Origin of the sequence: Domibacillus indicus, assembly GCF_000970685.1 — a bacterium.
GTDB lineage: Bacteria > Bacillota > Bacilli > Bacillales > Domibacillaceae > Domibacillus > Domibacillus indicus.
In genome coordinates this window covers 592,323-615,353 of record NZ_LAJB01000007.1, presented here as the reverse complement: position 1 = coordinate 615,353, position 23,031 = coordinate 592,323, and the positions used below count along the sequence as shown (strand labels likewise).

The 23,031-nt window shown below is 44.3% G+C and carries 21 protein-coding genes; 17 read left to right on the top strand and 4 right to left on the bottom strand.

Annotation, left to right across the window (positions count from 1 at the left end; all coding sequences use genetic code 11):
- Positions 1 to 298: 298 nt before the first annotated feature.
- The 13 genes from VP98_RS11195 (at position 299) to fumC (ending at position 17,422) form a co-directional block, all read left to right on the top strand.
- Positions 299 to 1,534 (top strand): dicarboxylate/amino acid:cation symporter, encoded by a 1,236-nt coding sequence (locus tag VP98_RS11195; protein ID WP_046175515.1) that lies wholly within the window; start codon positions 299 to 301, stop codon positions 1,532 to 1,534.
- Positions 1,535 to 1,640: 106 nt separating this feature from the next.
- Complete coding sequence (locus tag VP98_RS11190) at positions 1,641 to 1,820, top strand: twin-arginine translocase TatA/TatE family subunit (RefSeq protein ID WP_046175432.1); 180 nt, start codon at positions 1,641 to 1,643, stop codon at positions 1,818 to 1,820.
- A gap of 301 nt (positions 1,821 to 2,121) precedes the next feature.
- Positions 2,122 to 4,032 (top strand): transglycosylase domain-containing protein, encoded by a 1,911-nt coding sequence (locus tag VP98_RS11185; RefSeq protein ID WP_231584160.1) that lies wholly within the window; start codon positions 2,122 to 2,124, stop codon positions 4,030 to 4,032.
- A 238-nt stretch (positions 4,033 to 4,270) separates the two neighbouring features.
- Positions 4,271 to 5,938: a dihydroxy-acid dehydratase gene (gene ilvD / locus VP98_RS11180; protein WP_046175430.1), complete on the top strand. Its 1,668-nt coding sequence runs from the start codon at positions 4,271 to 4,273 to the stop codon at positions 5,936 to 5,938.
- A gap of 402 nt (positions 5,939 to 6,340) precedes the next feature.
- Positions 6,341 to 8,080, top strand: coding sequence for an acetolactate synthase large subunit (gene ilvB / locus VP98_RS11170; RefSeq protein ID WP_082087916.1), 1,740 nt, complete (start codon positions 6,341 to 6,343; stop codon positions 8,078 to 8,080).
- Positions 8,077 to 8,598, top strand: coding sequence for an acetolactate synthase small subunit (gene ilvN / locus VP98_RS11165; RefSeq protein ID WP_046175428.1), 522 nt, complete (start codon positions 8,077 to 8,079; stop codon positions 8,596 to 8,598). The genes ilvB and ilvN overlap by 4 nt, the downstream gene beginning before the upstream one ends.
- 37 nt (positions 8,599 to 8,635) lie before the next feature.
- Positions 8,636 to 9,652 (top strand): ketol-acid reductoisomerase, encoded by a 1,017-nt coding sequence (gene ilvC, locus VP98_RS11160; RefSeq protein ID WP_046175427.1) that lies wholly within the window; start codon positions 8,636 to 8,638, stop codon positions 9,650 to 9,652.
- A gap of 50 nt (positions 9,653 to 9,702) precedes the next feature.
- Positions 9,703 to 10,815, top strand: coding sequence for a 3-isopropylmalate dehydrogenase (gene leuB, locus VP98_RS11155; protein ID WP_046175426.1), 1,113 nt, complete (start codon positions 9,703 to 9,705; stop codon positions 10,813 to 10,815).
- 98 nt (positions 10,816 to 10,913) lie between these two features.
- A complete protein-coding gene (gene leuC, locus VP98_RS11150; RefSeq protein WP_046175425.1) occupies positions 10,914 to 12,326 on the top strand; it encodes a 3-isopropylmalate dehydratase large subunit in 1,413 nt (470 codons plus the stop codon).
- 15 nt (positions 12,327 to 12,341) lie between these two features.
- Entirely contained in the window at positions 12,342 to 12,941 is a 600-nt protein-coding gene (gene leuD, locus VP98_RS11145; protein ID WP_046175424.1) for a 3-isopropylmalate dehydratase small subunit, read from the top strand.
- A 266-nt stretch (positions 12,942 to 13,207) separates the two neighbouring features.
- Positions 13,208 to 14,320, top strand: coding sequence for an ABC transporter ATP-binding protein (locus VP98_RS11140; RefSeq protein WP_046175423.1), 1,113 nt, complete (start codon positions 13,208 to 13,210; stop codon positions 14,318 to 14,320).
- A 163-nt stretch (positions 14,321 to 14,483) separates the two neighbouring features.
- Entirely contained in the window at positions 14,484 to 15,911 is a 1,428-nt protein-coding gene (locus VP98_RS19340) for a glycine betaine ABC transporter substrate-binding protein (RefSeq protein ID WP_407919214.1), read from the top strand.
- Positions 15,912 to 16,018: 107 nt separating this feature from the next.
- A complete protein-coding gene (fumC, locus tag VP98_RS11130; RefSeq protein WP_046175421.1) occupies positions 16,019 to 17,422 on the top strand; it encodes a class II fumarate hydratase in 1,404 nt (467 codons plus the stop codon).
- A gap of 46 nt (positions 17,423 to 17,468) precedes the next feature.
- Here the strand turns inward: fumC and VP98_RS11125 are convergent, their stop codons facing one another.
- Complete coding sequence (locus VP98_RS11125) at positions 17,469 to 17,672, bottom strand: alpha/beta-type small acid-soluble spore protein (protein WP_046175420.1); 204 nt, start codon at positions 17,670 to 17,672, stop codon at positions 17,469 to 17,471.
- A 268-nt stretch (positions 17,673 to 17,940) separates the two neighbouring features.
- On the opposite strand from VP98_RS11125, the gene VP98_RS11120 reads away from it, so the two are divergent.
- From VP98_RS11120 to VP98_RS11110, 3 genes are all read left to right on the top strand, one after another.
- A complete protein-coding gene (locus VP98_RS11120) occupies positions 17,941 to 18,204 on the top strand; it encodes a metal-sensitive transcriptional regulator (RefSeq protein WP_046175513.1) in 264 nt (87 codons plus the stop codon).
- A 166-nt stretch (positions 18,205 to 18,370) separates the two neighbouring features.
- Positions 18,371 to 19,510 carry a DUF445 domain-containing protein gene (locus VP98_RS11115; protein ID WP_052712218.1) on the top strand — a complete coding sequence of 380 codons (1,140 nt, stop codon included), beginning with the start codon at positions 18,371 to 18,373 and terminating at the stop codon, positions 19,508 to 19,510.
- 79 nt (positions 19,511 to 19,589) lie between these two features.
- Entirely contained in the window at positions 19,590 to 20,363 is a 774-nt protein-coding gene (locus tag VP98_RS11110; RefSeq protein ID WP_046175419.1) for an enoyl-CoA hydratase, read from the top strand.
- Positions 20,364 to 20,401: 38 nt separating this feature from the next.
- Here the strand turns inward: VP98_RS11110 and VP98_RS11105 are convergent, their stop codons facing one another.
- A complete protein-coding gene (locus tag VP98_RS11105) occupies positions 20,402 to 20,587 on the bottom strand; it encodes a YhzD family protein (RefSeq protein WP_046175418.1) in 186 nt (61 codons plus the stop codon).
- A gap of 139 nt (positions 20,588 to 20,726) precedes the next feature.
- Here VP98_RS11105 and yhaM point away from each other — a divergent pair, with 139 nt between their 5' ends.
- Positions 20,727 to 21,671, top strand: a complete 945-nt coding sequence (gene yhaM, locus VP98_RS11100) for a 3'-5' exoribonuclease YhaM (RefSeq protein WP_046175417.1) — start codon at positions 20,727 to 20,729, stop codon at positions 21,669 to 21,671.
- 23 nt (positions 21,672 to 21,694) lie between these two features.
- On the opposite strand, the gene VP98_RS11095 is transcribed toward yhaM, so the two are convergent.
- Positions 21,695 to 22,696, bottom strand: a complete 1,002-nt coding sequence (locus VP98_RS11095) for a peptidylprolyl isomerase (RefSeq protein WP_046175416.1) — start codon at positions 22,694 to 22,696, stop codon at positions 21,695 to 21,697.
- A gap of 106 nt (positions 22,697 to 22,802) precedes the next feature.
- Entirely contained in the window at positions 22,803 to 22,991 is a 189-nt protein-coding gene (locus VP98_RS11090; RefSeq protein ID WP_046175415.1) for a hypothetical protein, read from the bottom strand.
- Positions 22,992 to 23,031: the final 40 nt, after the last annotated feature.

The following is a 23,031-nucleotide window of genomic DNA, read 5'->3' as shown; positions in this document are numbered from 1 at the left end:
CTGACCCCTTTAGCATGGTGGTTATAGTCTTTTTTATACCCCGTTTTTATTGACTTAAGCTTTAAGCGGAAAATAATTATAAGCAGAAAAACCTATTTATGCGGTTCTTATGGCCCTTTTATTATGTCAGGTTAATTATTATATTCTTTTATAAAAGCAGCTTTAAAAATTTTTGTTTATTTTTTTAAGAAAAGTGGTAATTTACATTTAAAAAATTACTTTGTTATTTTTCACTTAATCTATTAAGATAGACGGTATGTGTTTGTTAGATAGTAAAGGGGGAAACTGAATGAAAAAAATGTCATTAACAACAAAAATTATTGCAGCACTTATTCTCGGAGCGGTAGCAGGCCTCGTGCTGAATGTAGCTGCACCAGATGTTTTTGATGTTTTAAACACATACTTATTTGTTCCGATTGGACAAATTTTCTTAAGCTTAATCAGCATGCTCGTTGTGCCGCTTGTTTTCTTTTCCATTGTTCTTGGTTCGGCGGGTCTTGGTGATCCTAAAAAACTTGGACGCATTGGCGTGAAAACCGTGCTTTATTTCCTGATTACAACATCTATTGCTATTGTGATTGGCTTAGCACTGGCAGCAGTTGTTCAGCCGGGATCAGCGGGTGAATTCGATACAGCGGGTGCCGAGTTTTCAGCTGAAGAAGCTCCGCCAGTCAGTGAAACATTAATGAATATTATTCCGAAAAATCCAATTAACGCAATGGCCGAAGGAAATATGCTTCAGCTGATTGTTTTTGCTGTTTTTATCGGCCTGGCGTTAACGGCGCTTGGTGAGAAAACAAAGGGTATTTATCAATTAGTTGAACAGGGCAACGAAATTATGATGTATCTTGTTGGTCTCGTAATGAAATTTGCTCCGTACGGCACATTTGGCTTGATTGCGACAGCCATTGGAACACAGGGCTGGGATGCGATTCTTGCAATGGGCTCTTATATGCTTGTTGTCTTAGCTGCCCTTTTTATCCACGGTGTTGTAACCTACGGCGGAACCGTCGCTTTTCTCGCAAAAAAGAGCCCGATTTGGTTTTTCAAAAAGTTTGCGCCGGCAATGGGTGTGGCATTCAGTACATCAAGCAGTAATGCAACGCTCCCTGTTTCGATGGAAGTAGCCCAGAGAGACTTGAAAGTGCCGGAGCCGATCAGTTCATTTGTTCAGCCGCTTGGTGCCACAATCAATATGGACGGCACCGCTATTATGCAGGGTGTGGCAACAATGTTTATCGCCCAGGCATATGGAATTGACCTGACAATGGGGGAGCTGGCTACCGTGGTTCTTACAGCGGTTCTTGCCAGTATCGGAACAGCAGGCGTGCCGGGCGTCGGCCTGATTATGCTTGCCATGGTACTTGGCAGTGTAGGCCTTCCGGTTGAAGGGATCGGGTTAATTATTGGAATTGACCGTCTCCTGGATATGACGCGTACAGCTGTTAATATTACCGGGGATGCTGCATGCGCGCTGTTTGTCGGCGAATCAGAGAAAAACAAAACGATTAAACAGCAGCGGACGGAAGCATAAGCAGTGCAAAAAGAAGCAGGTTCAGGCCTGCTTCTTTTTTTATGTTCAAACAAATAGTTTTCGATTATAATGAGAAGGCACATAAAAAGAAAAGGGGCCAGGCATCATGAATCTCGGATTTGGCGAAGTTGCCATTATTTTAATTGTCGCCTTGTTGTTATTTGGACCGAAGAAATTGCCGCAGCTTGGACGCGCAGCCGGACAGACGCTGCATGAATTTAAGCGGGGAATGAAGAATGTGATGGATGATGACGCCGAAGAGCAAAAGAAAAAGGATTCAAAATAAATGAGCAGCGGGCACATCCGCGGCTCATTTTTTTATGGTTTCGAGTGGAAGCCTTTTTGGTAAGCGGGCAGTGATTAATTGCATGCTAATAAGAAAATGATCTCTATTGCTAAAAAACAAAGCTGTGCAACTTTTTCATGCTTGATTCGTATAAGAAGATATGCGGATTTTTATTCATATTCGTTGCAATTTGCTGAAATGTGCTTAAAATGAGAAAAGGCCGCATGTATTTATGAAGAAGGGAACAAACATAATGAAAGTAGTCATTCGAATTATCAAGACCCTGTGGCGAAAATTTCACATGACCCAAATCGTTATTTTGCTTGCAGCGGTCGTGGTTTTGGCAGGACTTGGCGCTGGATTTTATTTTATGAAGTCTGCTGATGTTGAAACGTTAAAACAGGGGCTGTCGCAATCCACCATTATTTATGACCGGAATGGGGAAAAAGCAAGTAAGCTTTCTGCTAACCGGACGGACAGTGTTTCTATTGAGAAAATTCCGGAGCATATGCAGGAAGCGATTGTTGCCGTTGAAGACAATCGGTTTTATGAGCATGGAGGATTTGACATAAAAGGGATTTTTCGTGCCGTATTCACGAATATTATGGCAGGTTCACGGGTACAGGGGGCAAGTACACTTACCCAGCAGCTGACTAAAAATGCCTTGCTGTCTCCTGAAAAAACGTACCGACGTAAAATAGAAGAGCTGTTCCTTGCTATTGAGATAGAAAAGGTATACAAGAAAGAAGAAATCCTCGAAATGTATTTGAATACAAGCTATTTTGGAAACGAGGTATGGGGCATTCAAAATGCGTCGAAGAAATACTTTGGCAAAGATGTATCGGAATTAACTCTTGCCGAATCATCCATGCTTGCGGGCATGGTAAAAGCACCGTCCCGGTACAATCCAATTGATCATATGGATAATGCGCTCGATCGGCGAAAAGTTGTGTTAAACCAAATGGTAAAGTACGGATATATATCCGAAAGCGAAGCGGCTGAAACCGCGAATACAGAGGTTGCATTAAAAGATACAAGCGGCGACCCATTAAAAGGCAAGTTCGCTCATTATTCGGATGCCGTTATAAATGAAGCTATATCACGTTTTGGTTTAACGCAGGATGATTTGCTGACCCAGGGATATAATATTTATACATCAATGGATCAGGATATACAGGCTGGACTAGAAGCTGTTTACGGGAACAGCTCCACTTTCCCAAAAACCATAAATGGAGAAGATTCTCAAAGCGCTGCTGTGCTAATGGATCCAAAAACAGGCGGGGTTTTAGGCATTATTGGCCGGCGGGGTGAGCATGTATTTCGCGGCTTCAGCTTTGCAACGCAAATGAAAAAGTCACCGGGTTCATCCATTAAGCCGCTTGCAGTTTATACTCCGGCCCTTGAAGAAGGATATGAACCGACAGATATGCTGGTGGATGAGAAAATGTCATTTGGTGAAGGAGAACGCCCGTATTCACCATCTAATTATGGAGGAACATATGAAGGGGAACTTCCTATGTACCGGGCAATTGAAAAGTCGGCAAATATTCCTGCTGTCTGGCTTCTTGACCAAATTGGCGTATCAAAAGGAGTAAATGCCCTGAAACGGTTTGGCCTGGAAGTGGAAAATGCTAAGCTGGGAATGGCGCTTGGAGACATAACGCCGGGCGTATCGCCGCTTCAAATGGCAGAAGCCTACTCCGCTTTTTCTAATGACGGCGTTCGGAAAGATGCTTTTTTTATTCAAAAAATTGTCGGGCCTGAAGGAGAAGTAAAGCCTGAATGGAAGCCGGAAGAAGTACAAGTCACCTCAAAAGAAATAACGGATAAAATGACTTCCATGCTTCTTGGCGTGGTAGAGCGGGGTTCTGGCGAAAGGGCACAGGTAGAGGGTGTTGATATTGCCGGCAAAACCGGCTCTACACAGGTTCCTATCGAAGGTATTGAAGGAACAGAGGATCAATGGTTTGTTGGATATACACCCAACCTTGTAGGAGCAGTCTGGGTTGGCGTAGAAGAAGTAAGCAAAACAAATTATTTAACGAGCAACAGTTCAGAAGGAGCAGTGCCGCTGTTTGGAGAAATAGTCGAGGAGATTCTTCCTTATATCGGTGAGGCATCATTCGATGTAAATGCGATAGACGGCCAGGCGGAGCCGGTAGAGCAACACTGGTACGACGGAATTGTGGAAAAATGGAATGAATGGTTTTAAAGAAAAGCTGGATGCAGAAGCATCCAGCTTTTTATTTTGATAGGTATGGAAGCGGTTGCTGATTTTACACTTGAAAAATAATTTATTCTTGTCAGAAAATTTGACAGAAAAGGTGTTGACCAAACCTGGAAAGAGGGGTATCATTGACCACAATAAAAATATAATTTTCAGACTTAATATACAATTTTAAAAGATTCGATGGGCATTTTGAAAGGCGAGTCATCTTGGAGGAGATACAATGCGCAGTGATATGATTAAAAAAGGAGTGGAACGTGCTCCGCACCGCAGTTTATTATATGCAGCAGGTGTAAAAACAGCAGATTTGCATAAACCCTTTATCGGCGTTTGCAATTCCTATATAGATATTATACCAGGACACGTTCACCTTAATAAATTTGCAGAAGTTGTTAAAAAGGAAATTCGCGAAGCAGGAGGAGTTCCATTCGAATTCAATACAATCGGTGTTGATGACGGAATCGCTATGGGACACATTGGAATGCGTTACTCTCTTCCAAGCCGGGAGCTGATTGCAGATTCGGCAGAAACGGTGATCAATGCACACTGGTTTGATGGAGTATTCTACATTCCAAACTGTGACAAAATTACGCCAGGGATGCTCATGGCTGCTGTGCGGACGAATGTGCCGGCCGTATTTGTATCAGGCGGCCCGATGGAAGGCGGCGTTTCATCTACAGGCAAGCCGTTAACCCTGACTTCTGTTTTTGAAGGTGTCGGAGCTCATTTATCCGGAAAAATGTCGGCAGAAGAGCTGCTTGATATCGAATCGAATGCTTGTCCGACCTGCGGGTCTTGCTCAGGCATGTTTACAGCCAACTCCATGAACTCGTTAATGGAGATGCTTGGCTTAACGCCGCCGGGAAATGCGACAATCGTTGCGACAAGCCCTGAACGCCATCGCTTGATTAAAGAAGCGGTCGGATATTTGATGAGTGCCATTGAAAACGACCTGAAGCCGCGCGATATTGTGACAGAAAGGGCGATTGATGATGCGTTTGCACTTGATATGGCAATGGGCGGATCAACAAACACAGTTCTTCATACATTAGCCATTGCAAACGAAGCAGAAATTGAGTATGATTTAAATCGTATTAACCAGGTAGCCAATCGAATTCCATATCTGGCAAAAATAAGCCCGGCATCAGATTACACGATGGATGATGTAAACAAAGCCGGCGGAATCAGTGCGATTATACGTGAGCTGTGTGAACTTGAAAATGGCATCGACGGAGACCGGATTACGATCACCGGCAAATCTGTTTATGAAAACGTAAAAGATGCCCATATTACCAACACGGATGTTATCCGTACGAAAGAAAATCCATACAGCCCTGTAGGCGGCTTGTCCATCCTGTATGGAAACATTGCTCCGTTTGGCGGTGTTATCAAAGTTGGAGCGGTTGATCCATCTATTAAAACATTTGATGGTGAGGCAATTGTATTTGATTCACAGGATGAAGCAATTGAAAATATCAACAATGGAACAGTTAGAGAAGGACATGTAGTAGTCATCCGTTATGAAGGGCCAAAAGGCGGACCGGGAATGCCGGAAATGCTGACACCAACCTCAGCCATTGCAGGCCGGGGGTTATCAACCAAAGTAGCACTGATGACTGACGGACGATTCTCGGGTGCTTCACGCGGTATTTCAATCGGTCATATTTCTCCTGAAGCAGCGGAAGGAGGACCTATTGCATTCATCCAGAATGGTGATAAAATAAAAATAGATTTAACAAATCGTACCTTAAACATAGATTTATCAGATGAAGAACTGGCAGCACGGCGTGCGGATTTCGTACAGCCGGAGCCGAAAATTAAAAAAGGCTGGCTTGCCCGTTATTCAAAGCTTGTAACCTCTGCCAATACCGGCGGTGTTATGAAAATTTAATTAAGAAATTTATACTATAATAAAACGTTGACGAGGAAAAAGTGATAGGGACTGCATTTCACAGAGAACCGGTTATAGCTGAGAGCCGGGAGTGCACCCAATCGCGACATCCCCTCTGAGTGCTTTTCTGAACGTCATCCAGTAGGAAAAGCCGGGTGGTTGGCCACCCGTTACCAAAAGGAGCCGATAATCGGTTCATAAGGCGGATTTTTGCAAGAAAATTCGTGAATCAGGGTGGTACCGTGGAAAGAAACAAAGTCTTTTCACCCCTGCGTTTCTGTTTCGGCAGCCGCAGGCGTGAAAAGGCTTTTCTTTTTGCTTTAAACCGGGTATTTATACCAATGTGAAGAAGGAATCTCTTGCCAATACGGAAAACAAACCATTATTTGGAGGGGAATAATAATGAGTCAAAACGCGAAAGCAGCAGAATTGAAATTTGACGACCAGCCAGCAAAAACACCAGAACCGATGAACGGTGCTGATTTATTTATTGAAACACTAAAAAATGAAAATGTAGAGGTTATGTTCGGCTACCCGGGCGGTGCAGTGCTTCCATTATATGATGCTCTCTACAAAAACCCGATTCGCCATATCCTTGCACGCCACGAGCAGGCTGCTATCCATGCAGCTGAAGGATATGCCCGTGTTTCCGGTAAGCCGGGGGTTGTTCTTGCAACATCGGGGCCTGGGGCGACAAATCTTGTAACAGGTATCACGGATGCCATGATGGATTCGATTCCACTTGTTGTGTTCACCGGCCAGGTGGCAACAGGCGTGATTGGATCGGATGCGTTTCAGGAAGCAGATGTAATCGGAATTACAATGCCAATTACAAAACACAATTATCAGGTTCGTTCGCTGGAGGATCTTCCGCGTATCGTTCATGAAGCGTTCCACATTGCTACAACCGGACGCCCGGGACCTGTCTTGATCGATATTCCAAAAGACATTGCCCAGACAGTCGGAAGTGCAGAATTTGTCGATGAATTAAATTTACCGGGCTATCAGCCAAACTTTAAACCGAACAGCCTGCAGGTGAAAAAGCTGCGCGGTGCATTGGCCAAAGCGAAAAAGCCGGTTATTTTAGCGGGTGCAGGCGTACTTTTCGCAAAAGCATCTGAAGAACTGCTTCAATTTGTCGAAAAAATGCAAATTCCAGTTGTTAATACATTGCTCGGTCTTGGCGGTTTCCCGGCCAGCCACCCTTTATTCCTTGGAATGGGCGGCATGCATGGAACTTATGCAGCCAATACGGCTCTTTATGAAGCGGACCTGCTTATTAATATCGGTGCCCGCTTTGATGACCGCTTAACCGGCAATCTCGCTCACTTCGCGCCGAATGCGACAATTGCCCATATTGACATTGATCCGGCGGAAATTGGCAAAAACGTGCCGACACATATTCCGATCGTAGCCGATGCGCGGGAGGCCTTGAAAAAAATCCTCAGCCTTGATTTTGAAGCGCCGCAAGCAGACGAATGGCGTGAAAAGCTGGAACAGGATAAAAAAGATTATCCGCTTTGGAATACGGAAGGCGGCGAGGGCATTTCTCCACAGTCGCTGATGAGGTTAATTCATGACATCACAGATGGCGATGCAGTTGTGACAACAGATGTCGGCCAGCATCAAATGTGGACAGCACAATATTACGGATTTAATAAGCCGAATCAATGGGTTACATCAGGCGGCCTGGGCACAATGGGCTTTGGTTTCCCGTCCGCTATTGGCGCGCAAATTGCAAAGCCGGATAAAACAGTCGTGGCGGTAGCCGGTGACGCAGGCTTCCAAATGACTTTGCAGGAGCTTGGACTTGTTGCAGAATTGAAGCTGCCGGTTAAAATTATTATTTATAACAACCAGGCACTTGGCATGGTACGCCAGTGGCAGGAAACATTCTACGAAGAGCGGTATTCTCAATCATTGATTCCGGTCCAGCCGGACTTCGTAAAGCTGGCTGATTCATACGGGCTTCGCGGTTATGTTGTTACAACAGAAGAAGAAGCAGAAAAAGTAATGCGTGAAACGCTGACAGATAATGAGCCTGTTTTGATCGATTGCCGCATTAAATCGAGAGAAATGGTTTACCCGATGATCGCGCCAGGCAAAGGACTTCATGAAATGATTGGAGTGAAACCGCAATGAGAAGAATTGTAACAGCAACTGTGTTGAATCAGAGCGGTGTTTTAAACCGGATTGCCGGATTATTTACACGCCGCCAGTTTAATATTGAAAGCATTACAGTCGGTGCAACAGAAACAGACGGTGTATCCAAAATGACATTTGTTGTTCATGTAGATGATGACCGGATGGTAGAGCAGGTTGTCAAGCAGCTGAATAAGCAGATTGACGTTTTAAAAGTAAATGATATTACAGAGCAGGCGATTGTTACCCGAGAGCTTGCTTTAATCAAAGTAATGACCACTCCGCAGACACGGGCTGAAATTAACGTAATCATCGAGCCGTTCCGTGCAACGATTATTGATGTTGCGCGGGACAGCGTCACGATTCAAGTTGTCGGAAACTTCGAGAAAATCGAAGCGATGATTGAGCTTCTGCGCCCTTACGGCATTAAAGAAGTGGCGCGCACAGGCCAAACAGCTATTAAGCGTGGTTCTCAGCGATTTGTGTCTGAATCAAAACAGGTTTCTATTTTAAATTAAAATAAAAAACAAAAAAAGTATTTGGAGGATGAAGAAAATGACAAAAGTTTATTACAACGGTGACATCAACGAAGCGGTACTTGCAAACAAAACGGTAGCCATCATCGGTTACGGTTCCCAGGGGCATGCGCATGCATTAAACCTTCGTGAAAGCGGCGTGAACGTAGTAGTAGGTCTTCGCCCGGGAAAATCGTTTGACCAGGCAACTGCTGACGGATTTGATGTAAAAACAGTGCGCGAAGCAAGTGCGGCGGCTGATATCATCATGATCCTTCTTCCGGATGAATATCAAACAAAAGTATACAAAGAAGAAATCGAGCCTGAGCTTCAAGAAGGAAATGCGCTTGCGTTTGCACACGGCTTTAACGTTCACTTCAATCAAATTACACCGCCTGAAAATGTAGATGTATTCCTTGCTGCACCAAAAGGACCTGGCCACTTGGTACGCCGTACGTATGAGCAGGGTGCGGGTGTACCGGCATTGTTCGCAATCTATCAGGATTACACTGGCCAGGCGAAAGATATCGCTCTTGCTTACGCAAAAGGAGTTGGCGCAGGCCGTGCAGGTATTTTGGAAACAACATTCCGTGAAGAAACTGAAACGGATTTGTTCGGTGAGCAGGCAGTTCTTTGCGGCGGTACAGCTGAGCTTGTAAAAGCCGGTTTCGAAACGCTTGTAGAAGCTGGATACCAGCCGGAAATTGCTTACTTCGAGTGCCTGCACGAGTTGAAATTGATCGTAGACCTTATGTATGAAGGCGGCCTTGAGGGAATGCGCTACTCTATCTCTGACACAGCGCAATGGGGTGACTATGTATCAGGACCGCGTGTTATCACAGCTGAAACAAAAGCACGCATGAAAGACGTATTAACTGATATTCAAACAGGTAAATTTGCGAAAGGCTGGCTGCAGGAAAATCAATTAAACCGTCCTGAGTTCACAGCGATCACACGCCGTGAAAGCGAGCATCAGCTTGAAGTGGTAGGGAAAGAGCTTCGTGCCCTAATGCCGTTCATTAAGCAGAACAAAAAAGCAGAAGGCGTTAAAAACTAAGACCAATCAATTCATTTTATAAAGCTATTTCAAGCAACGGAGGGATTTACGTGAAGAAGAAAATTGCTATTTTGCCGGGTGATGGAATCGGCCGGGAAATCGCATCCGGCGCCGCTTCTGCTCTTGAAGCAGTCGGCAAGCGCTTTGGACACGAATTTGAGATGGAATATGCTGATATTGGAGGTGCCGCAATTGATTCGCACGGGACGCCGCTGCCAGAATCAACACTGGCACTTGCCAGAGAAAGTGACGCAATTTTGCTCGGTGCGGTAGGAGGTCCTAAATGGGACAGTCTGCCATCGGCACAACGCCCGGAGCGCGGCTTGCTTGCCATTCGAAAGGAACTTGGCTTGTTTGCTAACCTGCGCCCGATTCCATCATTCCAAAAACTGGTGCAATCTTCTCCGCTAAAGCCTGAAATTGCCGGAAATGTAAATATGCTGATCGTTCGTGAACTGACTGGCGGCCTTTATTTTGGAAAGCCAAGTGAGCGCCGCGGTGAAAACAGTGAAATTGTTGTGGATACACTTCAATACACACGCTCGGAAATCGAGCGGATTGTTGTAAAAGCTTTTGAATTTGCACAGGCACGCGGCGGCCGCCTTACCTCTGTTGATAAAGCAAATGTGCTTGAATCAAGCCGGATGTGGCGTGAAATTGTGAATGAAAAAGCAGCCGATTATCCGGGTGTAATGGTTGATCACATGTATGTGGACGCGGCAGCGATGAAATTGATCTCCAGCCCGGGGCAGTTTGATGTTATTGTAACAGAAAACTTATTTGGGGATATTTTAAGCGACGAAGCGTCAATGATCACCGGTTCGCTTGGCATGCTGCCGTCCGCAAGTTTGTCAGAAAGCGGCCTTGGACTTTACGAGCCGGTTCACGGTTCCGCACCGGACATTGCGGGTCAGAATAAGGCAAATCCGCTGGCAATGATTCTGTCAACAGCGCTTATGCTGAAATACTCGCTTAATATGCGTGAGGAAGGCGAAGCAATTGAGCGCGCTGTGCAATCCGTTTTAAACGACGGCTACTGCACGCCGGATTTGCAAATGGAAGGCAGCACAGCTGTTGGAACCGATAAAATGATTGAGCTTGTAACAGAGCGTATTACGGATGAAAAGCCAGCGTCTGCTTTGGATAAAGTCGTGTACATGTAAAGAAACGTCATGTGGATTCAACCTTTCCCTCGAATATTCGCAGGGAAAGGCGGGGTCCTCATTTTTTATCAAAATGCACATAAGAGGGGGGCTGTACTATGACGAAAAAAACGGTTATCGAAAAAATTTGGGAAAACCATGTTGTAAGCAGAGAAGAAGGGAAGCCGGATCTGCTCTACATTGATTTGCATCTTGTCCATGAAGTAACGTCGCCGCAGGCATTTGAAGGATTACGCATGAACGGGCGCCGTGTCAGACGGCCTGATTTAACATACGCGACGATGGATCATAACGTGCCGACGATTAACCGGCATTTTGTCAGTGATCCGATTTCAAAAACACAAATGCAGACACTTGAGCAAAACTGCCGCGAGTTCGGCATTGAATTAGCCGATATTGATCATCCGGATCAAGGGATTGTTCACGTAATTGGTCCACAGCTTGGTTTAACACAGCCAGGAAAAACCATTGTCTGCGGCGACAGCCACACATCTACTCATGGCGCATTTGGAGCTCTTGCCTTCGGGATTGGCACAAGTGAAGTAGAGCATGTGCTTGCTACACAGACGATCTGGCAAAAGCAGCCGAAAACATTACAGATTAAAGTAAATGGCAAGCTTGGCTTTGGCGTTCAGGCGAAAGATATTATTTTGGCAGTTATTGCAAAATTTGGCGTCAATGCCGGGACAGGCTATGTTATGGAATTTACAGGCGAAGCGATTCGCTCGTTAACCATGGAACAGCGTATGACGATTTGCAATATGTCAATTGAAGCAGGTGCGCGTGCAGGTCTTGTCAGCCCTGATATGACCACGGTTGAATACTTATGCGGTCGCCGCTATGCGCCGCAGGGAGAAGAGTTTGAAGAAGCGGCTAAACGCTGGCTTGCTCTTGCAACAGACGAAGGCGCAGCGTATGATAAAACGCTTGAAATTGATGCAGGTGAAATTGAACCGCAAATGACATGGGGAACAAACCCGTCAATGGGCAGCGGCATTTCAGGCTATGTTCCGTCTCCAGACCAATTTGAACGTGAAGCGGATAAAGAATCTGTCCGTCTTGCACTTGAATATATGGGTCTCGAGGCTGGAACCAAATTAACAGAAATTCCAGTTGATTATGTCTTTATCGGTTCTTGTACAAACTCCCGGTTGAGCGATTTACGGGCTGCTGCAGAAGTGGCAAAAGGCCGTAAAGTACAGGATCATGTAACAGCTATAGTTGTACCGGGCTCACAAACAGTAAAGCAGCAGGCTGAAGCAGAAGGTCTCGATAAAATCTTTACGGAAGCGGGCTTTGAATGGCGCGAGTCAGGCTGCTCAATGTGTCTGGCAATGAATGATGATGTGGTGCCGCCGGGTAAACGCTGTGCCTCTACATCAAACCGCAACTTTGAAGGCCGTCAGGGAAGCGGCGCCCGTACACATCTTGTCAGCCCTTCAATGGCAGCTGCGGCAGCTGTCACAGGCCGATTTACAGATGTACGCGAATTAGCAGGCGTGAACCAATAAGGAAGGGGAGCCGTTATGGAACCGATTAACCAATTTACAGGAACAGTTTGCCCTATTAACCGGGCAAATATTGACACTGATCAAATTATTCCAAAACAATTTTTAAAGCGTATTGAACGACAGGGCTTCGGCCAGTTTGTTTTTTACAACTGGCGTTTTGACGATGATGGAAATAAGCGTGAAGATTTTATTTTAAATGATACGAAATTTGCAGATGCCGAAATTTTAGTCGCCGGTGAAAATTTTGGCTGCGGCTCATCACGTGAGCATGCGCCGTGGGCTTTATTGGACTATGGGTTCCGTGTTATTATCGCCCCGAGCTATGCCGATATCTTTTACAACAACAGCGTGAAAAACGGCATTTTGGCTGTGAAGCTGACGGATGAGGAAGTGGAAACACTGCTTGGCCGGGCATCTGTGCCGGGCTTTAAGCTTCATATTAATCTTGAAGAGCAGTCAGTAAAAGACGACCAGGGCTTCACTGCCCATTTTGATATTGACCAATACTGGAAAAAAATGCTGTTAAATGGCTGGGATGAAATTTCCGTCACACTAACAGAAGAAAAGAAAATCCGCCAGTATGAAGAAGAAGTGTTTGGAAAGCAATACAGCTAAAATAAAAAGGCTTTTCCTCTGCAGAGGAAAAGCCTTTTTATTTTACGCTTTACAGCATGGAAACGATCCAGGAGATTACAACGATTGCCCCAATAATCATTAAAATGGTCCGTAACATAATATTCACCTCGTACGATTGATTGTTGTGTATAAAGTTCCCTAAGACATGGCACCTTAAACGTGTAAGATAAAAATTACAAAAAAATTATAGTTATATGTTTTAACTATATTGAAATAGGAAAAAGGAAAAAAAGGAGGTGTATGCTTTGATTGAGTTTAAAAAAGTAGCAAAAAAATACCCGGATGGGTTCGAAGCATTAAAAGAAATTAATTTAAAAATAGAAACGGGGGAATTATTTGTTTTAATCGGACCCAGCGGCTGCGGGAAAACAACTACTATGAAAATGATCAACCGCCTGATCGATCCATCGAGCGGCTTCATTGAAATAGATGGGAAGAATATTGCTGACATCAATCCCGTGCAGCTGCGCAGGAATATCGGATATGTCATTCAGCAAATTGGTTTAATGCCGCATATGACGATTAAAGAAAATGTGGGCCTTGTGCCAAAGCTGAAAAAATGGGAGGAAGCTGAATATTCAGAAAAAGTAAATGAACTGATGAAGCTTGTAGGATTGGATCCATCTGTATTTGGTGACCGGTACCCGGCTGAATTGTCAGGAGGCCAGCAGCAGCGGATCGGCGTAGTCCGGGCAATGGCCGCGGAACCTGATATTATTCTTATGGATGAACCGTTCAGTGCACTTGATCCCATCAGCCGTGAGCAGCTTCAGGACGAATTGGCCCGGCTGCAAAGTGAAATCAAAAAAACAATCGTATTTGTTACCCACGACATGGATGAAGCGTTAAAAATAGCCGATCGGATTTGTATTATGCAAAATGGCGCAGTCGTACAGCTCGATACACCAGAACGTATCCTCCGGCATCCGGCTAATGACTTTGTCCGCCAATTTATCGGCGAAGACCGCATTCAGGATTCTATGACGCTTCCCGCACTGGAATCGCTAATGACAGCACCCATCACTGCATTGCCTGAAAGAGGGATTGCAGCGGCTTTAAAAATAATGCGTCAAAAGCGTGTCGACAGCTTAATCCTTGTTGATAATCAGCGGCGCTATCATGGTGTTGTCGGCATTTGGGATTTGCAAAAATCATATGCAAATGAAGACATTACACTGCATGATATAGAAAAAGTACAGGTGCCGGTTATGAACCATCTGGAGGACCCGGAAACAGCACTTGAGATGATCAATCAGTCGCCGCTCAGTTTTATTGTGGTAACAGATGAAGAAAACCGGGTTCAGGGCATCATTAACCGTGCCAGCATTGTCCGTCATATTTCAAATCAATTTGTCTAAGGAGAAGGGATGACCTATTTTTACATTTTATTTAATTGCTCAAACAACTAATGCGTTTCAAACCAGATGGGCTGAAATATGGCAGCTTATTGTTGAACATTTATATCTATCGTTAATTTCTATTGGCCTTGCGATCCTCATATCGGTGCCTCTCGGAATTTATTTGACCCGCCATAAGAAAATTGCCGAGCCTATTATTGGTATTACATCTATTTTTCAAACTATCCCCAGCCTGGCTTTGCTCGTCTTTCTTGTTCCTTTTATCGGTACTGGGAAAGCACCGGCAATTATCGCGCTCACAATTTATGGATTGCTGCCTGTTCTGAGAAATACATACCTGGGAATTACAGGAGTTGATCGGTCTACAGTTGAAGCCGGAATTGGAATGGGCATGACCAGCCGGCAGGTGCTGTGGATGGTAGAATTGCCGCTTGCCATGAAAGTCATTATGGGAGGCGTTCGGACGGCTGCGGTGCTTATTGTCGGGGTAGCCACCATTGCGGGCTTAATCGGTGCCGGCGGATTAGGGGATTTAATTTTCCGTGGACTCCAGACCTATAATTCCGGTCTCATATTAGCCGGTGCAATTCCATCAGCACTTATTGCAATTATTCTTGATTTTATTTTGAAGCGAATCGAATACAATTCGTCAACGGAAGCTCTGCAGAAAAAAGGAAAACGAAGCCGCCAAATGACGCTGGCCATTGCCGGTGCGGCAGCTTTGCTGTTTCTCGGAATGGCGGTCTGGCCGCTTGTAAGCGGCGGCCAGGAGGATGATACTGTTACAATTACAGGCAAGTCCTTTACGGAGCAGGAAATCCTCGTTCATGTTTATGGAAAGCTTATCGAGGAAGAAACAGATTTGAATGTGAAGTACGAATCCTTTATCAGTGGGTCTGCGGGCGTGTTTGATGGGCTTAAGCATGGGTCTTACGATATATCTGTTGAATATACCGGCGCTATTTTGCTTAACTACTTAAAAGAAGAGATCAACAGTAACGACCCGGATGAAGTGTACGATTATGCAAAGAAACGGTTTAACGAAGAGTTTAACCTTCGGCTGCTTGAGCCGATCGGCTTTAATAATACGTATTCTGTCACAATCCGCCAGGCGGATGCAGACAAATATGGGATTGAGACAATTTCACAGCTGCAATCATACGCAAAAAATATGCGCTTCGGTTCAGAACCTGAATTTTTAGAACGCGCGGATGGTTATCCAGGCCTGCAAAAAGTATATGGGCTTAATTTTGCTTCGACCCAGACACTTGATACCGGCATTATATACAGCGCCATCAAAAATAATGAAGTAGATGCTGTGGATGCTTATACGACAGATGGACGCATTCAGGCCTTCGATTTAAAAGTATTGAAAGACGATAAGCAATTTTTCCCGCCTTACTATGCGATTCCCGTTGTGCGCGGAGAAGTATTGGAAGAACATCCTGAACTTAACGAAGTACTGAATATGCTCGCCGGAAAAATTGATGATGAACGAATGCAGGAATTAAATCGGCGAGTTGATATCGACGGCAAAAAGTATGAGGATGTGGCAGAAGAATTTTTGAAAGAAGAGGGATTCATTGAGTAACCAGGGAAGCGTTCCGCTGTTCAGGAACGCTTTTTTTGTTTTTCCGGCATGAAGATAGTAAATTCGGGAAAAGTGTAGGGAGTGACTATTTTAAGGAGGGATACATAGTGGAATTCCGGATTGAACATGACACAATTGGTGAAATGCAGGTGCCTTCTGACAAGTATTGGGGAGCCCAGACGCAAAGAAGCCTGGAAAATTTTCCGATTGGAACAGAAAAAGTCCCCTTAGAAATCATTTATGCATTTGCTCATCTTAAAAAAGCAGCGGCGATTGTAAATGGAGAGCTTGGAAAGCTGCCAGAGAAGAAAATGAGCGCTATTTCTGCTGCCTGTGACGATATTTTAAGCGGAGAGGTAGGGTTTGAGCATTTCCCGCTTTCCGTATGGCAGACAGGAAGCGGAACGCAGTCTAATATGAATATAAATGAAGTGGTGGCCAGACGCGCTTCTGAGATTGCCGGAAAAGAAAGCTTTATCCATCCGAATGATGATGTAAACATGTCACAAAGTTCGAATGATACATTTCCGACAGCCATGCATATTGCTTTATATGAAGAAACGGAAAAGCGCCTGAAGCCGGCTTTAAAAAGCTTTAAAAAAACATTAAAGGAAAAAGAAAAAGAATTTATGGATATTATTAAAATTGGACGGACTCACCTGCAGGATGCGACACCTTTATCGCTCGGACAGGAAATTTCCGGCTGGCGCTATATGATTTCCCGTTCACAAAAACTGATTGACCAGGCCCAGCAGGAACTTTTATATTTAGCAATCGGCGGAACAGCAGTCGGGACTGGCATTAATGCTGATCCATCCTTTGGTGAGAAAACGGCGGAACAATTAAAAAAACAAACTGGCTGGCCGTTTATTTCCTCCCCCAACAAATTTCATGCGCTTACGAGCCACGATGAAATTGTTTTTTTTCATGGAGCACTGAAAGCGCTGGCGGCTGATGCCATGAAAATTGCGAATGATGTAAGGTGGCTTGCAAGCGGGCCGAGAAGCGGTATCGGGGAATTGACAATTCCAGCGAATGAACCGGGAAGCTCCATTATGCCCGGAAAGGTAAATCCAACCCAGAGTGAAGCATTGACGATGGCTGCAGTGCAGGTGTTTGGAAATGATGCAGCGGTTGGCTTTGCGGCCAGCCAGGGGAATTTTGAATTAAATGTTTTTAAGCCGGTCATCGTTTATAATACACTGCAGTCTATCCGTTTATTAGCCGATGCTATTTCGTCATTTAATGAGCGCTGTGCAGCAGGAATTGAGGCCAATACGGGACGTATTCAAGAATTAATGGAGCAGTCTCTTATGCTGGTGACGGCATTAAATCCGCATATTGGCTATGAAAAAGCGGCAAGTATTGCAAAATCTGCTCATAAAAACGGTACAACTCTTAAAGAAGCGGCAGTTGCATCGGGCTATGTTACAGAAGACCAATATAATCAATGGATTGATCCTGTAAAAATGGTTAACCTGCCGGAAAAAAAGAATAAGAAAAAGAAATGAAAAGGCCCGCCTCAAAACATGAGGCGGACCATCATAAATCAGATGATTACTTTTGGAAGCCGCTTAATTGCTGCTCGGCCATTTGAACAAGGCGTTTTGTAATTTCGCCGCCGACTGAACCGTTAGCGCGAGACGTAGAATCGGCACCTAGCTGTACACCGAATTCAGAAGCGATTTCGTATTTCATTTGGTCGATGGCTTGCTGTGCTCCTGGTGCGACAAGTTGGTTAGAACTGTTGTTGTTTGGCATAACTGTTCATCTCCCTTTTTTTTGTTGGCCGGGTACTAACGGAGTTGCACCGCTGCGATTATATCGTCCGGTCTGCCGGAATGACCCGATGTGATTGTAATCCTAGTATGGATTGAAAGCTTTTCTTTATGCTATATATTAAGAGGTAGTTGTTTCCTCAAAAGGAAAACAGCTGCAGCAAGCGTTTTTTTAGTTGGTATGCTATACTATTTATACACAAATTTCACTGCAGCAGATGAAAAAGGAGATTAGAACGGAGCGATAGATGATGAAGACGTACAACCGCGATGTGAAAAACCGGCTGCGCCGCATTGAAGGACAAGTGCGCGGGGTTATAAAAATGGTGGAAGATGGAAAAGACTGTCGTGAAGTAGTCACACAGCTCTCAGCCATCCGATCCGCTGTGGACCGTTCAATCGGCTTAATTGTGGCACAAAATCTTGAATTATGCATTCGTGATGCTCATGAAAGCGGCCAAAACGCAGACGATGCAATTCAGGAAGCAGTCAATATGATCGTGAAAAGCAGATAAACACGATGCCGTTTCCATCCGGAATCGGCATCGTTTTTCTTGTGAGCGTAAGGGCTCTAATTATTTTTATGAGCAAATATGAACAGAGCACAATAAGAGGACGAGTTACTGATTTTCTAGAAACAGGTCCGGGCACTTTGTTTATGAACGAAAGGTGGAAAACACGTTGAACGTAATTTGGCTTATTTTGTTTATGGGCTTGATTGGCGCGGTTATAGGCGGTGTAACAAACGCTGTCGCAATCCGCATGCTGTTCAGGCCGCATGTTCCCCGTTATATCGGCAGCTGGCGTGTGCCGTTTACGCCTGGCTTAATTCCAAAACGAAAGTCTGAATTGGCCCGCCAGGTTGGCAAAATTGTTGATGAGCACCTGCTGACTCCGGAAAGCATTGAACAAAAGCTCAATGAACCTGAATTTCGCGGAGAAATAGAAATGGTTTTGCAAGCCGAAGCGAAAAAATGGATCCATTCCGACATAACAGTCGCCGAGCTTCTTAAAAAAGCGCATTTCCCAAATGCCGGAATGCATATTGAGGAGCAGCTGAACGGCTGGATAGACCAAAAATACACAGCCATAAAAGATTTTTACATCGATCAAACCGTAAAAGAATCACTGCCAGCAGAATGGCTTGATAAAGCGGAAGAAAAGATTCCGGATATTTCTGCTTATATTTTAACCAAAGGAGCTGATTATTTTTCAAGCGCAGAAGGGCGTTACCGGGTTAAGCGCATGACGGAAGACTTTCTGGCGGAATGGGGAAAGATCGGCAGCATGATTCAAATGGTACTGGGCAATACTTCGCTTGAAGACAAGATCCGCCCGGAGATTGTTAAATTTTTATCAAGCCCAGGAACCAAGGATTTGCTTGATACTATGCTGAAAAATGAATGGGATAAAGTAATTGAGTGGAAATGGGCTGATGTTTTGGCACATATTTCGGATGAAAAAGCGATTCAAAAAGCGAAGAAATTTATCGCGGAACAGCTTGATCTTGAAACACTTTTAAATAAGCCTTTGTCTGCTTATGCCATTCCATTTGAAGAAAAAGTAACTGGAGTCATCATTCCAGAACTGGCTGCTAAAGGGATTGAGAAAGCAGCAAAGCGCATCCCATCTCTTATGAAGAAATTAAAAATTGCTGATATTGTGCGCGGACAGATTGAAGCTTTTTCAACAGAGCGGCTGGAAATGATTGTGCTCGATATTACACATCGTGAATTAAAAATGATTACATGGCTGGGTGCATTGCTGGGCGGTATCATTGGCGTTTTTCAAGCTATTATTGTTATGGCGTTCCCAGTTTGATGGGAACGCTTTTCAGCAAAATACTATGAATAATTGTTCACTTTTTGTATGATAGAGGAGAAAAGGGGGAGGCGGCAAAATGAAACATGTGCTTTGTTCTATTGAACGGGAAACAGCATTTATTCGTTTAAATCGTGCAAATGATTTAAATGCCCTCAATATTGAGATGATGAATGAACTTTGCTGCTGTTTAAAGGAAGTGAGCCGGAATGATGCTGTCAATATCGTTGTTTTGTCGGGAGAGGGACCTGTTTTTTCAGCAGGCGGAGACATTAAAGAAATGCTGGCAGCAAGGGACGAAGGACAATTTCAATCAATAATGGACACAATTGCTGATATTGCTCTCTGCTTTTATACAATGCCGAAGCTGACGGCGGCAGCTATTCATGGAGCGGCAGCTGGCCTGGGCTTAAGTATCGCGCTGGCAGCTGATTTTGTGTTGTGTGAAACGGATTCAAAGCTTGCGATGAATTTTATCGGTATCGGCTTGATTCCAGATGGCGGCGGCCATTTTATGCTCGAACGCCGGCTTGGAGCAGTAAAAGCAAAAAAGGTAATCTGGGATGGAAAAATAATGAGTGGAGCTGAGGCGGCAGAGATGGGGCTCGTGGATCGTTCCGTTGCACCCGGAGCTATTCATCAGGAAGTGGGCTACTTGATGAAAGAGCTGTACCAGAAGCCGATTCAGGCAATGATTAAAACAAAAAAAATTATGGCGGATATGAACAGGCCGCAGCTGCTAAAAACATTAGAGCTTGAAAAGCAGGGGCAATTGAAAATGAGGGAAAGTAAAGACCACCAAGAAGGTATTCGGGCATTTCTAGAAAAAAGACGACCCGTTTTTAACCGGTAATAAAAGCGCATTCAGTATTTGAATGCGCTTTCTATTTGTTAAGAGTGAAAGAGCAGCAGCTTTCCTTCAGAGGAGGTACAGCGGTAGATTTTTTCTTCACTGGCTTGTTTTTGCAGCAGCTGTAAGCCATATGTTTTTGCTTCTTCATCCGAACCAGCTTCAAAAGAATGATCCAGCTTTTTTGCTCCGTCTTTCTCAAAAATGGTCAGCCTGTATGTTTTCAATAGGATTTCCCCCTTTATGTGTTATACAATGATTGTATAAAATAAAGATAAAAGAAAAAAGAGCAAGAACACAAACGGAACATACGATCTGTGATATAATGAAATGAAACAGAGTAGAGTGGACGAGGAGGACGAGGCAGTGGAAAAAGGAATTACACAATACGAAGCAGGAGAAAGCGTCGACTGCTTTTTAATGATTCGTTCGGCGGTCAAAAGTACAGCAGTGAATGGCAACCCGTATTTAACCTTGATGCTGCAGGACGCAAGCGGCGAAATTGAGGCGAAGCTGTGGGATGCAAAAGAAGAAACTGTAAAAATGTACACACCGCAGACGATTGTTAAAGTGGCGGGGGATATTCAAAATTACCGGGGGCGTATGCAGTTAAAGCTCCGTCAAATACGTCCGGCATCTCCTCAGGATGGTATGGAAGCGGGCGATTTTGTAGAAACCGCGCCGCTTAGCCAGGAGGAAATGACTGAGACGATTACGCAGTTTATTTTCGAGATGAAAAATCCCCACATTCAGCGTATTACCCGCGCACTTTTAAAAAAATATCATCAGCCGTTTCTTGAATATCCGGCGGCAACAAAAAATCACCATGAATTCGTATCAGGTCTTGCCTACCACGTTGTATCAATGCTTCAGCTGGCAAAATCAATTGCTGATCTTTACCCGTCACTTGACCGGGATCTTTTATATGCCGGTGTTATTTTGCATGACCTTGGCAAAGTAACGGAGCTTTCCGGCCCGGTGGCAACAACGTATACAGCCGAAGGAAACTTAATTGGCCATATTTCAATTATGGTAAATGAAATTGGCCAAATGGCAAAAGAGCTTGGCATTGAAGGAGAAGAAGTAATGGTACTTCAGCATATTGTGCTGTCTCACCATGGGAAAGCGGAGTGGGGAAGCCCGAAGCCGCCAATGATTAAAGAAGCCGAGATGCTTCATTACATTGATAATTTGGATGCGAAAATGAATATGCTGGACCGCGCACTCGAGCGGACAAAGCCAGGCGAGTTTTCTGAACGGATTTTTCCTCTTGATAATCGTTCATTTTATAAGCCGCGTTTTGCAAAATAAAAAAGCACCCATTGGGTGCTTTTTTATTTTGCTTCTTCCGTTGCTGCGTCGCCTTCAGTGGCATTGTCCCCGGTCGAAGCATCATCTTCAGTTGTTTCTTCCTGGGCTGCCGGCTCTTCTGCTGCTGGTTCCTCAGTTGTTGCTGGTTCTTCTGCTGGTGCTTCTTCTGTATCAAAAGCGCCTTTGAAGTCTTCATCTTTCACTTCAACGTCAGCTGATTTCATTTCTTCATCCAGCTTTGTTTGAAGAGCGGCTGAGTCAACTTTTGATTTTTTTAGTTCTTCGGTCATCTGGTCTTTTACGTCTTCAAATGATCCTTTTTCTTTTTGATCGGTAATTTTAATGATGTGATAGCCATAATCCGATTTAATTGGTTCGCTTACCTCGTTTACTTTTAGCTTGCCAAGCGCTTCTGTAAACTCTGGGACAAACTGGGCACGGCCGGCGTTGTCAATCCAGCCAAGGCTGCCGCCGTTTTGAGCAGAACCTGTATCAGTTGAGTTTTCTTTTGCCAGTTCTGCAAAATCGCCGCCATCATCCAGTTTCTTCTTCACTTCTTTTGCTTTTGCTTCGTCTTCAACAAGAATATGGCTTACTTGGATCTCAGGCTGCCATGAATCATAATACTCTTTTACTTCATCATCCGTTACTTTCACATCAGCAAGAGCAGCTTTTTCACGGAGAAGCTCAAGTTTTAAAAATTCTTTAAATCCATCTTCATCAAGGCCGTACTGTGCCAGGAACATTTCATACTGGTCGCCTAACTGTTCTTTCGCTTCTTTTACTTCTGCATCCAATTCTTCGTCAGTTACCTCATATTTATCAGAGAGAACTTTTTTCTGCATTAATTCCTGCAGTGCCTGCTCCATTTGCGGTCCGTATTTGTCTTTCATTTCCGCATATAATTCCATATCGGTTACGTCGCCTGCTTTTGATGTAGCGATGACGTTTCCTTCACTGTTGTTGCAGCCTGAAAGTGCCAGTACACCTGCTGCAAGCGATAACGGTAAAACCCATTTCTTCATGCAAGATACAACTCCCTAATGTTCATTTAATCTAAGTTCCACACACAACTATAACACAGTTAACGGTTCTGGAAAAGAAAAGACCTGTCCTTTGAAACGAACAGGTCTAGACGTACAGTATTTCAATGTAAGAAGTAGAGAGCAAAATAACGATTAAAATATTCACAGTCCGAAATATCTTTTCATGACGTTCTTCCGGAATTTCTTTTTGAATGCATAATAAATTGGTCATCCGATTTATGTGATACAAAATGAAGATGGAAAAAATAATAAACGTAATAATTAATGCTGCCACACGATGCCCCCCTCTATTAGCCTTGTATTATTAACTATAT